Annotated in this window: 10 protein-coding genes and 1 riboswitch; of the genes, 3 read left to right on the top strand and 7 right to left on the bottom strand. The window is 68.3% G+C overall.

What is annotated here, in order from left to right:
• Positions 1-112 precede the first annotated feature (112 nt).
• Positions 113-1,429 carry a bifunctional o-acetylhomoserine/o-acetylserine sulfhydrylase gene (locus tag ACVWZ7_RS04940; protein ID WP_456507149.1) on the bottom strand — a complete coding sequence of 439 codons (1,317 nt, stop codon included), beginning with the start codon at positions 1,427-1,429 and terminating at the stop codon, positions 113-115.
• Between the two features lie 61 nt (positions 1,430-1,490).
• Positions 1,491-1,606: riboswitch (SAM riboswitch) on the bottom strand.
• 154 nt (positions 1,607-1,760) lie between these two features.
• Here ACVWZ7_RS04940 and ACVWZ7_RS04945 point away from each other — a divergent pair.
• Positions 1,761-2,399, top strand: coding sequence for a VOC family protein (locus ACVWZ7_RS04945; protein WP_091249549.1), 639 nt, complete (start codon positions 1,761-1,763; stop codon positions 2,397-2,399).
• A 115-nt stretch (positions 2,400-2,514) separates the two neighbouring features.
• On the opposite strand, the gene ACVWZ7_RS04950 is transcribed toward ACVWZ7_RS04945, so the two are convergent.
• Positions 2,515-3,282: a CPBP family intramembrane glutamic endopeptidase gene (locus ACVWZ7_RS04950; protein WP_344363956.1), complete on the bottom strand. Its 768-nt coding sequence runs from the start codon at positions 3,280-3,282 to the stop codon at positions 2,515-2,517.
• Positions 3,283-3,402: 120 nt separating this feature from the next.
• On the opposite strand from ACVWZ7_RS04950, the gene ACVWZ7_RS04955 reads away from it, so the two are divergent.
• Positions 3,403-4,083 (top strand): histidine phosphatase family protein, encoded by a 681-nt coding sequence (locus tag ACVWZ7_RS04955; RefSeq protein WP_116768268.1) that lies wholly within the window; start codon positions 3,403-3,405, stop codon positions 4,081-4,083.
• Between the two features lie 10 nt (positions 4,084-4,093).
• Here the strand turns inward: ACVWZ7_RS04955 and ACVWZ7_RS04960 are convergent, their stop codons facing one another.
• The 5 genes from ACVWZ7_RS04960 to tdh form a co-directional block, all read right to left on the bottom strand.
• Positions 4,094-5,491, bottom strand: a complete 1,398-nt coding sequence (locus ACVWZ7_RS04960) for a phenylacetate--CoA ligase family protein (protein ID WP_456507150.1) — start codon at positions 5,489-5,491, stop codon at positions 4,094-4,096.
• Between the two features lie 54 nt (positions 5,492-5,545).
• Positions 5,546-6,787 (bottom strand): amidohydrolase family protein, encoded by a 1,242-nt coding sequence (locus tag ACVWZ7_RS04965; protein ID WP_456507151.1) that lies wholly within the window; start codon positions 6,785-6,787, stop codon positions 5,546-5,548.
• Positions 6,788-6,798: 11 nt separating this feature from the next.
• Positions 6,799-7,944, bottom strand: coding sequence for an NAD(P)/FAD-dependent oxidoreductase (locus ACVWZ7_RS04970; protein ID WP_456507152.1), 1,146 nt, complete (start codon positions 7,942-7,944; stop codon positions 6,799-6,801).
• Between the two features lie 471 nt (positions 7,945-8,415).
• Positions 8,416-9,624, bottom strand: coding sequence for a glycine C-acetyltransferase (locus ACVWZ7_RS04975; RefSeq protein WP_456507153.1), 1,209 nt, complete (start codon positions 9,622-9,624; stop codon positions 8,416-8,418).
• An 85-nt stretch (positions 9,625-9,709) separates the two neighbouring features.
• Entirely contained in the window at positions 9,710-10,756 is a 1,047-nt protein-coding gene (gene tdh, locus ACVWZ7_RS04980) for an L-threonine 3-dehydrogenase (protein WP_116768272.1), read from the bottom strand.
• A 173-nt stretch (positions 10,757-10,929) separates the two neighbouring features.
• Between tdh and ACVWZ7_RS04985 the strand changes: the two genes are divergently transcribed.
• On the top strand, positions 10,930-11,838 hold the full coding sequence (locus tag ACVWZ7_RS04985; protein WP_116768273.1) for a LysR family transcriptional regulator: 909 nt from the start codon (positions 10,930-10,932) through the stop codon (positions 11,836-11,838).
• The last annotated feature ends 8 nt before the right edge of the window (positions 11,839-11,846 follow it).

An 11,846-nucleotide genomic window follows, 5' to 3' on the forward strand; every position in this document is an offset into this window, starting at 1 on the left:
TATGAGTGTACGAAACAGCGTGCGGAAATGACGAAGATTGTGACTTCCGTGTGACAGCCGGCGGCCGGCACTCCCCGTCCGTGGGAGGCCGGCCGCCGGTTGTCCGGTGGAGCTAGGCGCTCTTGGCCGCGCGGAATCCGGCGTCGAGGTCCGCAAGGATGTCGTCAATGTGTTCCAGTCCGACCGAGAGCCGCACCAGGCCGGGGTTCACGCCGGCCACGGCCTGCTGCTCGGGCGAGAGCTGACTGTGGGTGGTCGACGCCGGGTGGATCACGAGGGAGCGGACGTCGCCGATGTTCGCGACGTGCGAGTGCAGCTCGAGGGCATCAACGAAGCGTTTGCCGGCCTCCGCTCCCCCGGCGATGTTGAACGCGACGACGGCGCCGGTCCCCTTGGGCCCGTACTTGCGCCCGCGCTCGTACCAGGGGCTGGATGGCAGCCCGGCGTAGGCGACGGATTCGACGTCGTCCCGCGCCTCCAACCATTCGGCCACCTTGGTGGCGTTGGCCACGTGGCGTTCAACGCGCAGGCTAAGGGTCTCGATGCCCTGGGCAATGAGGAATGCGTTGAACGGGGACACGGCGGAGCCGAGGTCGCGCAGGAGCTGGACCCGGGCCTTGAGGATGTAGGAGAGGTTGGCCCCGAGCGCGCCGCCGGCGCCGAGGTCGCGGGCGTAGACCAGTCCGTTGTAGGTGGGGTCCGGGGTGTTGAAGCCGGGGAACCGCTCGGGGTCCTTGCCGAAGTCGAACTTGCCCGAATCCACGATCACGCCGGCGATCGCGGCACCGTGGCCGCCGAGGTACTTGGTGGCGGAATGGACCACGATGTCCGCTCCCCACTCGATCGGCCGGATGAGGTAGGGGGTGGACAGGGTGTTGTCGACGATCAGGGGCACGCCGGCCTCGTGGGCCACCTTGGAAACGCCCTCGATGTCCAGAACGTCCTGGCGGGGGTTGGAGACCACTTCGCCGAAGAACAGCTTCGTGTTGGGCCGGACGGCCTCGCGCCACTGGTCCAGGTTGTCGGGGTCCGCAACGAAGGTCACGGAGATACCGAACTTCTTCAGCGTGTGCGCGAGCAGGTTGTAGGTGCCGCCGTAGAGACTGGGGCTGGCGACCACGTGGTCCCCGGCCTCGGCGATGTTGAGGATCGCGAACGTCTCGGCGGCCTGGCCGGAACTGAGCAGCAGGGCGGCGAGGCCGCCTTCCAGGCTGGCCACGCGCTGTTCCACCGCGTCCTGCGTGGGGTTGCCGATCCGGGTGTAAATGGGGGCAAGTTCAGCGAGGGCGAAGCGGTTCGCGGCGCTTTCGGCGCTCGGGAACACGAACGACGTCGTCTGGTAGATCGGGAGGGACCGGGCGCCGGTGGCGGAGTCCGGCTCCTGGCCGGCGTGGATCTGGCGGGTTTCGAAGGACCAGGCAGTGGACATTATTGCTCCTGTCGGGACTGGGCACAGCACCGCCCGGGGCCATCGGCCCAGGCCGGCACAGGCGCCGCGCTTGCCCTCCGGCGGGCGCCGGACGGCCAGGTCTTCACCCGGGGCACCCCACCGCGATACGAGGGTTGCCGGCCAGCAAACCGGGGCTTTGCGCTGGCACTCATGACCTTGGTTCAGTGTAGGAACGGCGGCAGGCCGCTGGATACCTTTATGACGAACATGAAGACGACGGGCACGCCGGCCTCCAGACACCCCGAGACATCCCATCACGGTAAGGCAAGCCTAAGCTGAGAGGTCCATCACAAAGTGCCAAGATGAGGGCATGCGCATGGATCACGTTTCTTACGCCTGTGAACACGATGGCTTGGCAGCCACCACTGAACGTATTGCGTCTGCCCTCGGCGTCGAAGCCGTGAAGGGTGGAGTGCACCCCCGCTTCGGGACACGCAACATGATTATCCCGCTCGCGGGACACAAGTATGTCGAGGTCGTGGAGGTCCTGAACCACCCGGCATCGGACAAGGCCCCCTTCGGCCAGGCAGTCCGGGCACGCTCCGAGGCCGGCGGCGGCTGGATGGGCTGGTGCGTCGAAGTTGACGACCTCGGCCCGTTCGAGGAGCGGCTGGGCCGCGCCGCCGTGAACGGCAACCGGAAGTTCCCCGACGGCCGCGAACTGGTCTGGAAGCAGATCGGCATCCTGGGCCTCATCGCCGACCCGCAGGTGCCCTACATGCTCAAGTGGGAGGGTGACCCGGAGCTTCACCCCTCCAACGCCTACGCAAGCGACGTCAAGATGTCCGCGCTGACCATTGCCGGTTCGGCAGAGCGCGTCACGGAATGGCTTGGCGAGCCCGTGGAAAAGCCGCTGGAAGACGTGGCCGTAAACTGGCTCGCGCCGCACGGCACGCCCGGAATCCTCTCCGTCACCTTCGAGACCGCCTCCGGGGCGGTCACGATCTAACGCTCCACCTGCCCCACACTTCGGCCGCCATCCCGCGGGTGCCAACGTTGTCACCCGCGAGATGGCGGCCGATATATTTTAAGTGCCGGCTCTCCCGCGTTGCTTTGTGGGCGCCTCAGCCCAGGCCCACGGCCTTGCCGAACAGGCTGAATCCCACGAACGCCACGGTATCCAGGATGGCGTGGGCGATCACGAGGGGCATCACCCGCTTGGTGCGGGTGTAAACCACGGCGAAGACCACACCCATCACCGCGTTGCCGATAAACGGCCCGAACCCCTGGTAGAGGTGGTAGCTGCCGCGAAGCAGGGCGCTGGCCGCGATGGCCGCCGGCGTGCTCCAGCCCAGCTTCCCGAGCCGGTCCAGGAGATAGCCCACCACAATCACTTCCTCCACGATCCCGTGCCGGATCGCGGACAGGACCAGCACCGGCACCGTCCACCAGTAGGCGTCGAGGGCGCTGGGGATGATCGCCGTCGTGATCCCCAGCGCCCGGCCGGCGGCGTAGAGCGCCAGGGACGGGATGCCGATGGCGGCGGCGAGTCCCAGCCCCTGCAGGAGATCCTTGCCGGGACGGGCGAAGTTGAAGCCGATCCTCCGGAACGCCGAGGTGCCGTGTTCTCCGGCTGGCCAGCGCTCCGTGAGGAAGTAGATCACCAGGGCCACCGGGACCAGGGCAAAGAGGATGTCCAGCAGCTGGTAGGTGAGGTCGAAGTATTCGCGCGCGCTCTGCGAACGGTTCAGCGTGGACGTGCCCTGGGCCAGCGGCGCCGTGGTCATTTTGTCCAGCAGCTGCACCACGGAGTACACCGCGGACTGCCCCAGCGACAGTCCCAGGACAATCAACACTTCGAACCGCAGCCGACGGCGGGAGGGAACCAACATGTTCCTATCTTGCCTGCCGTTGCCGATAGTTTGCTGGTGCCCCACCTGTTGCCCAGGCGGTGCGGCCGTGCGGGGTTTTGCCTGCGGCACCTGCTTCCGGGAGCCCTATGCTTGGGGTTTATGAGTGCGCCCCGGAAAATCATCATGATCCGGCACGGCCAGTCCGCCGCCAATGCCGACACCTCGATCTACAACCGTGTCCCGGACTACCGGATTCCGCTGACGCCCCTGGGACTGGAGCAGGCGACGGCGGCCGGTGAGGAGGTCCGGCGCCAACTGGACGGCCGCCCGGTGTGCGTCTACGTTTCCCCGTACCTGCGTGCCTACCAGACCCTCGAGGCGCTCAACCTCGGCCCGCTCGTGGAACGGGTGATCGAGGAACCGCGGCTGCGGGAGCAGGACTGGGCGAACTTTCAGATCGCCGGCGACATCGAGGACCAAAAGGAGCTCCGCAACGCCTACGGCCACTTCTTCTACCGCTTCCGCGAGGGCGAGTCGGGCTCCGATGTGTATGACCGGATTTCCTCCTTCATGGAGACCCTCTACCGGCACTGGTCAAAGCCAAGCTACGCCCCGAACGCGCTGTTCGTGACGCACGGGCTGACCATGCGCCTCTTCTGCATGCGCTGGTTCCACTGGTCGGTGGAGTACTTCGAATCCCTGAACAACCCGGAGAACGCCGAGGTCCGCACCCTGCTGCGCACCGCGCGGGGCAAGTACGAGCTCGACAAGCCGTTCACGCAGTGGGAAAAGCGGCGCGTGGACGAGACCGTCCTGGACGCCCCGCCGATGTTCTTCTAGCTGCCGCCATTCAGTCAGGAACCCGAGCGATCACCTGCCGGAACTTCCCGCTCGTGCCGCTCTGCTCTAGCGGCTCGGCCGCGCGGACGACGTCGACGTTCCCCAGTTCCAGCCCGGCGAGGTACTCCGACAGCCTCGCGGAGGCCGCGCGCCACACCACTCCGGCATCGGCACCGGGTTCGGGTTCCAGCCGGAGGCGGATGGTTGTCGGTCCCGTCTGAACCAGCTGGCTGCGGTGCAATCCGGGCGTTTCGTCGACGACGGATCCGATGGCGAGCGGAAGAACAAGGAGGGCGGTCCCGTCGGCGGCAACGAGCCGCAGGACGTCGTCGCGGCGGCCGGCGACCCGGATGGCGGGCAGCGGGTTGCCGCATTCGCACGGACCGGTCTTTGCCAGCACTGAGTCGCCGAGGTCGTAGCGGATCAGCGGCTGGACCCGGTTTGCGAGGTTGGTCAGCAGCACGGTGTGGGACGGCTCCCCCGGGGGAGTAGGCCGGTAGTCCGCGTCGACCGGCTCCAGGATGGCCCAGTCGCTGTTGACGTGCAGCCAGCCGCGGGCGCAGTCAAACGCCAGCGGTGTGAACTCGGAGGCCGCGTAGGCGTCGTGGAGGGCGCCCCCGAACGCCTCCACGATGCGGGCCCGCACGTCCGGCCCGCTGGACTCGCCTGCCAACTCCACCACCACGGGTTTCAGGTGGAGCCGGCCGGCTGCCTGCTCCTCGGCGAGCAGCGCGAGGGCACTCGGATAGCCGGTGATAGCTGAGGGGTCGAACTCATTGAGGGCTGCCACGAGCCGCGCCAGCGGCTGTTGCACCGGAAAAGCCCGGAACGCGCGCCGGCGCCACCAACTGCGCCGGCCCTGCCATTGCACCCAGCCTGCCCCCGCGTAGTGTCCGCCAGTGCCCACAACTGCCGCCCAGCGCAACCCGCGGCGGCCCATAGCCAGCAACTCCGCGGGCGACAGCCAGGCTAGGTCGATGCGCAGAGTGAAGGCCTGGGAGACCGCGAGGGAACGGGGATCGTGCACGAAGATACCGGGGTGCCCGGTGGTGCCCGACGTTGTGCAGACGAAATACCGTTCCAGGTATGGCGTTCCGACCAAGGACGGGTCGGCGATGAAGGCTTCGACTCCGGCCCGGGTGACGGCGGGATCGGTGACCCAGTCATCGAAGTTGGCCATGAGCTCCTGTTTGGTGACCGGTGGCAGCTCCGTCAGGACGACGCCGTCGGCGGCCAGGGCGCCCTTCACGTCCCGGTAGAGGCGCCGGTAGAAAGGCGAACTGATCCGGGCGTGAGCGACGAGCGCCGCCAGCCGGGCGTCCCGGCGCCGGGCCAGGCCAGCCGGCCCCTGGCCCTGGGCCCACAGCTGATCGAGAGCGAAGCCCAGTTCCTCCAACAGCCTTGCCACAGTTACCTCCTGGGGTAAGCCGACAGGGTCGAAAGCATTAGGTTGAAACCAGAGTCACCGGGCGCGTACGCCCGCCCGCCACACGGCGCGGGTGAGCGGAATGCCGGGCCGGTAGGCCAGGTGTGTGGCCGAGGGCGCGTTGAGCAGGTGCAGGTCCGCCCGGTGCCCGACGGCGATCGAGCCCACGGCCCGTTCGCCGTCGACGTCTTTCCCGGACTCCCGCCCCAGGGCCAGCGCGCCGCCGTAGGTTGCCGCGCGCACCGCCTCGTGGACGCTGAGCCGCATCTGCAGCACGGCAGTGGTGACACAGAACGCCATCGAGCTTGTGTAGGACGTGCCCGGGTTGCAGTTGGAGGCCAACGCGAGCTGCACGCCGGCGTCGAGCAGTTCCCTTCCGGGGGCCAGCGGCTGCCGGGTGGAGAGATCGCAGGCCGGCAGGCAGGTCGCGACGGTGCCGCGCTGTCCCGTCCGCCGAGCGTCGGCGACCTGAGAACCGGTGCCGCCGGCGTCCTCCCAGCCGGACCAGCTGCCGGCGAGGGCGTCGATGTCCGCGGCCGAAAGGTAGTTCACGTGGTCCACGCTCGCGGCGCCGAATTCCACGGCCAGCCGGACACCCGGGCCCTCGCCGAGCTGGTTGCCGTGGACCCGCAGTCCCAGCCCGGCGTCCTTGCAGGCCTGCAGCACCCGGCGGGACTGGTCCTCGTTGAAGGCGCCCTGCTCGCAAAACACATCGGCCCAGCGCACGTAGGGCAGAACCGCGGCGAGCATCGGCCCGCAGACCAGCTCCGTGTAGTCCTCGGCGTCCATGCCGGCGGGCACGAGGTGCGCCCCGAGGTAGGTGACCTCGTCCGCGACCGTGGAGGCGATCCGGGCGCTGCGGGCTTCGTTCTCGACGTCCAGGCCGTAGCCCGTTTTGGTCTCGAGGTAGGTGGTGCCCTGCGAGACGGCTTCCGCGATGCGGCCCATGGCCAGCCGGGTGAGCTCGAAGTCGCTCGTGCTCCGGGTGGCGCCGGTGGTCACGGCGATCCCGCCGGCACTGTAGCTCTCCCCGGCCATCCGGGCCTCGAACTCGGCCGTGCGGTCCCCCGCGAAAATCAGGTGGGTGTGGGAATCGACCCAGCCCGGCAGGAGCGCCCGGCCGCCGGCGTCCACGGCTTCATCCGCCGCCGGCGCGCCGGCCGCGGGACCCAGCCAGGATATCCGCTCCCCCTCGATCACCACCGCCGCGTCGCGGAGGACGCGGTGTTCCGCGTCCTGGGTCATGAGTTCGGCGATGTTGGTGATCAGGGTGCTCATGCATCCATTCTTCAGCGCCGGATGGACCAGCGGGTCGCGGCCAGCGCCTCCGCTGTCCGGGATGCCGGACTGGCCTCCGCGGCCGTGCCTGCTACCGTGCCTGCGGCCGTGCCGGAAGCGGGGGCACCCTGCCCGGCCAGGATCAGCCCGGCGGCGAGTTCGGCGATGGCCGAAGACGTCTGGAAGCCGTAGCCGCCCTGGCCGGCGAGCCAGAAGAATCCGGTGGCCTCGGCGTCGAATCCCACCACCGGGACACCGTCCGCGGCTTCGGTCCGCAGACCTGTCCAGGCTTTGCTGACGCCGCGGATCCCGAGGGTCGTGATCGTGTTGAGCCGGGCGACGAGACCTTCGATGTCGCCGGGGTAGGGCCGGGCGTCTTCCGCTCCGCTCGGGACGTGCTCCGCGGGCGAGATCAGGACCTGGCCGTCGTCGGGCCGGAAATAGAAGCTGTCATCGGCCGCCGCCACCATGGGGCAGGTTGCCGGGAGGGGATGTCCGACGTCGACGATCGCGGCGGTGCGGCGGTACGGCTGGAGGCCGAGCTTCTCGACGCCGCTGAGGACCGCGAGCTCGTCCGCCCAGGCGCCGGCCGCATTGACCACGACGGCGGCCTCGAAGCCTTCCTGTCCGGCGCCGAGTTCCCAGCCGGTGCCCAGGCGCTGCGCCGAATGGACCCTGGCCCCGGTGATGATGTCCACGCCGCCGGCTTCGGCCCGCTGCCGGTGGTCCTCGAGCAGTATCGGGGCGTTGCAGGCGAAGGATCCGGTGTCCAGGCCGGCGGCGCTGAAGGATTCCGGGACCAGGACAGGGCACAGTTCCAGCGCCTCGGCATGGGTGATCCGGTGCATGTGGCCGCTGGCTTTGGCCCGGACGGTGGCGTCGTCGCCGATCAGCATGAAGCCGCGCGGCGTGAGCACCGGTGCCGGGCGTTCGGTGTCGCCGGCGGCGATGAGCTCCAGCGTCCGGACGGTGAGTTCCTGGACGACGGGCGGGCCGTAGCTGGGGATCAGCTGCCGGGCCGAACGGGCCGAGGTGTGGTACGCCAGGGTCTGCTCGGCCTCGACCAGGGCCACGCAGCAGCGCCCGGCCAAGGCGGAGGCAAGGGACAGGCCGGCGATGCCTCCGCCGACAATCACGACATCGTAAGTTGCTGACATGGTCCCATCCTTGCAGATTGTCGCGTCAAGTCGCGCCGGGACCTGCACCAGGGCGGGCGGGCGTCGCCGGTGTCCCGCGGAACAGCATTCGGGGAGGCGTGAGCCGGTCATGTCGGTTCTGGCCCCTGGACATGTCCCTTCCTAGTCCGCACCGCTGGACATGTCCCTCGTTGCGGCGGGCAGACCCGGGACATGCCCTCCCCTGATCCACGCGACTGAACATGTCCCTCGTTGCGGCGGCCAGGCCCGGGACATGCCCTTCCTTGGTCGCGGCCGTTGGACATAGTGGCATCATGTCCAGTCCTCGCGGCCGGAGCTGGGCATGTCCCGCGGAAAAAGCCAGTGGAAGAAGCCGGGATGAACGAGCAGGGCCGGACCCCTGGAGCAAGGCCGGACCCCTGGACCGGGCTGGACCCCTGGACCGGGCCGGGCCCCTAGATGAACTGAAGGGGCCCGGCCTCAGGGATCCGCCTAGGCCGCGACGGCGGCCCGGCTCCGGACGAACGCCTGAACGCAGGCCTCGACGTCTTCGGCGCTGTGGGCGGCGGAGAGCTGGACGCGGATGCGGGCCGCGCCCTTGGGCACCACCGGGTAGCTGAATGCCGTGACGAAGACGCCGTTGTGGAGCATAGCGTCGGCCACCTTGGCCGCCATGACGGCGTCGCCGAACATGACCGGGACAATCGCGTGCTCGCCGGGGAGCAGTTCGAAGCCTTCCTCGCTCATGCGGTTGCGGAACAGTTCCGCGTTGGCGAAGAGCTTGGTCCGCAGTTCACCGGAGTTCTCCACGAGGTCCAGGGCCTTGAGCGTGGCCGCGACGATGGCCGGGGCCAGCGAGTTGGAGAACAGGTAAGGGCGGGCCTTCTGACGGAGCATGGCGATGACCTCGCGGCGCCCGGAGACGTAGCCGCCGGAGGCGCCGCCGAGGGCTTTGCCGAAGGTTCCCGTGTAGATGTCCACGCGGTCCGAGACGCCGGCGTGTTCGGGGGTGCCCGCGCCGGAGGCGCCCATGAAGCCCACCGCGTGGGAGTCGTCCACCATGACCATGGCGTCGTACTTTTCGGCGAGGTCGCAGATCGCTTCGAGCGGGGCCAGGAAGCCGTCCATCGAGAAGACGCCGTCCGTGACGATGATCTTGCGGCGGGCCGGGTTCTCCTGCGTGGTGGCCTCGATCAGCTTCGATTCGAGGTCCGCCATGTCCTGGTTGGCGTAGCGGAAGCGCTGGGCCTTGCAGAGCCGGATGCCATCGATGATGGACGCGTGGTTCAGGGCGTCGGAGATGACGGCGTCCTCCGGGCCGAAGAGGGATTCGAAGACGCCGCCGTTGGCGTCGAAGCAGCTGGAGAACAGGATGGTGTCCTCGGTTCCGAGGAACGTCGAGACGCGCTTTTCCAGGGCCAGGTGCAGGTCCTGGGTGCCGCAGATGAAGCGGACGCTGGCCATGCCGAAGCCGCGCTCGTCCATCGCGGCCTTGGCGGCGGCGATGATCTCCGGGTGGTCCGCGAGGCCGAGATAGTTGTTGGCGCAGAAGTTCAGGACGTCCGCGCTGGACTCCCCGATCTGCCCGGCCTTGATGTGGTTGGCCTGCGGCGAGTCGATGTGACGCTCGGTCTTGAACAGTCCGGCGCTGCGGATCTCGTCGAGTTCGTGCTGCAGCTGGTCCTTGATGGTCGAATACATAGGTTGGCTCCTCAGCTGGTTGGATGCGGGGGCGAAATGCGGGGGCGAAATGCGGGTTCGGAAAGGGGGGCCTGGAGAGGGCGGCCTAGAAGACGGTCCAGTCGAGGACCACTTTGCCCCCGACGCCGGCGCGGGCAACCTCGAAGCCTTTTTCCCAGTCGGTGGCAGGCAGAGAGTCGGTGACGACGGCCGAAATGTTGGCGTGCAGGACCGGGTTGGAGGAGAGCATGGCGCTCATCGCATACCAGGTCTCGAACATTTCGCGGCCGTAGATGCCCTTCATGGTCAGCATGTGAGTGACCACCTTGCCCCAGTCGATGTCGATGGACTGGCTGGGCAGTCCCAGCATTGCGATCCGGCCGCCGTGGTTCATGTTGTCGATCATCTCAGGCAGCGCGGTGGGGTGTCCCGACATTTCCATGCCGATGTCAAAGCCTTCGCGCATCCCGAGTTCGCGCTGGGCGTCCTTGACCCGCATTTTTGAGACGTCGATCGCGAGGTCGACGCCGAGCTTCCGGGCCAGTTCCAGCCGGGGAGCGGAAATGTCGGTGATGGCGATCTTGCGGGCGCCGGCGTGCCGGGCGACGGCGATGGCCATGAGCCCGATGGGCCCGGCGCCGGTGATCAGGACGTCCTCGCCGACCAGCGGGAAGCTCAGGGCGGTGTGGACGGCGTTGCCGAAGGGGTCGAAGATGGCGCCCAGTTCCGGGGTGACGGAGGGATCCTGGTGGACCCAGACGTTGGTCTCGGGGATCACCACGTACTCGGCGAAGGCGCCGTCGCGCTGGACGCCGACGCTGACGGTGTTGATGCACATCTGCTTGCGGCCGGCGCGGCAGTTGCGGCAGATGCCGCACACGATGTGGCCCTCGCCGGAGACCCGGTCCCCCACTTTGACGTCCAGGACGTCCTCGCCGATCTCCACGACTTCGCCGTAGAACTCGTGGCCGGCGATCAACGGGGCGTTGATGATGCCCTGCGCCCAGGCGTCCCACGACTGGATGTGCAGGTCCGTGCCGCAGATGCCGGTGGTCATGACCCGGATCTTGACGTCACCCGGGCCGGCCTCGGGCTCCGGGCGGTCGACGAGTTCGAATCCTGCGTGGGCACCGGCCTTGTAGAGAGCCTTCATGGACTTTCCTAACTGTGTTTTGCTCCGCGTGTATTGCCCCGCGCGGTCTATTCCGCCGTGCGGCGCGGGCATGTGGGACAACTCACCCCATTAGACCCACCGAAAAAGCATTAGCACAACCGAATTCTTCTCAATCGACGATTTAGAAATAGCTGTTGCATAGAATGGCTGGCATGGAAATCCACCAGCTGGAGATGTTGCGTGAGCTCGGCGCCCTGGGCAGCGTCAAGGCCGTCGCCGAAACCCTCCTCGTGACGCCCTCGGCCGTGTCCCAGCAGCTGGCCGCGCTGCAGAAGACCGTGGAGGTTCCGCTGACCCGCAAGGAAGGCCGGAACCTGGTGCTGACGGAGGCCGGACAGGTGCTCGCGGACGCCGGGGCCGCCGTCGTGAGCGCGATGGCGGATGCGAAGATGGCGATCGGCGCCTATCACGGCTCGCCCGTCGCGCCGGTGACGCTCAGCGGTTTCCACAGCGCGGGGCAGGCGCTCTTCGCGCCGCTGGCCCGGCTCCTGGACGCACCTGGACAGCCGCGGATCCTGCTCTCGGACGAGGACGTGGCCCAGCAGGATTTCCCGGCCCTGACGGCCCGCTATGACCTTGTGCTGGCGCACCGGATGGATCACAGCCCGCGGTGGCCCGAGGAGCGCGTCGCGGTGATCCCGCTCGCGCATGAGCCGCTGGACGTCGCGCTGCCGGCCGGGCACCGGCTGGCCGGCCAGCGCGCGGTGACGGCGGACGACGTCGTGGGCGAACCGTGGGTGACCAGCCGCGCCGGCTACTCCCCCGCCGACGTGCTGTCCGCCGTCGCGGCCGTCTCCAGCCGGGAGCTGAACATTGTGCACCGGATCAACGACTATTCGACCGTGGCGGCTCTCGTCGCGGCCGGCGGGGTGATCGGCCTCTTGCCCCGGTACACGGCGCGGCCCGTGCTGAATCCGGGCATCGTGCTGCGGCCGCTGGAAGGCATCAGCACCCGGCGCAGGATCGATGTCCTGGCCAGGCCGGAGAACCTTAAACGCACTTCGGTCATGATGGTCTGCGAAGCACTGCAGACCATCATGACCGAATTGGTGGAGCGTTAGGGTTTTGG

Source organism: Arthrobacter sp. TE12232 (assembly GCF_054062615.1).

Bases quoted from the DNA above. Each gene is read 5' to 3' on its own strand.
- ACVWZ7_RS04940 (WP_456507149.1), bottom strand. From the start codon at position 1,429: ATGTCCACTGCCTGGTCCTTCGAAACCCGCCAGATCCACGCCGGCCAG.
- ACVWZ7_RS04945 (WP_091249549.1), top strand. From the start codon at position 1,761: ATGCGCATGGATCACGTTTCTTACGCCTGTGAACACGATGGCTTGGCA.
- ACVWZ7_RS04950 (WP_344363956.1), bottom strand. From the start codon at position 3,282: ATGTTGGTTCCCTCCCGCCGTCGGCTGCGGTTCGAAGTGTTGATTGTC.
- ACVWZ7_RS04955 (WP_116768268.1), top strand. From the start codon at position 3,403: ATGAGTGCGCCCCGGAAAATCATCATGATCCGGCACGGCCAGTCCGCC.
- ACVWZ7_RS04965 (WP_456507151.1), bottom strand. From the start codon at position 6,787: ATGAGCACCCTGATCACCAACATCGCCGAACTCATGACCCAGGACGCG.
- ACVWZ7_RS04970 (WP_456507152.1), bottom strand. From the start codon at position 7,944: ATGTCAGCAACTTACGATGTCGTGATTGTCGGCGGAGGCATCGCCGGC.
- ACVWZ7_RS04975 (WP_456507153.1), bottom strand. From the start codon at position 9,624: ATGTATTCGACCATCAAGGACCAGCTGCAGCACGAACTCGACGAGATC.
- tdh (WP_116768272.1), bottom strand. From the start codon at position 10,756: ATGAAGGCTCTCTACAAGGCCGGTGCCCACGCAGGATTCGAACTCGTC.
- ACVWZ7_RS04985 (WP_116768273.1), top strand. From the start codon at position 10,930: ATGGAAATCCACCAGCTGGAGATGTTGCGTGAGCTCGGCGCCCTGGGC.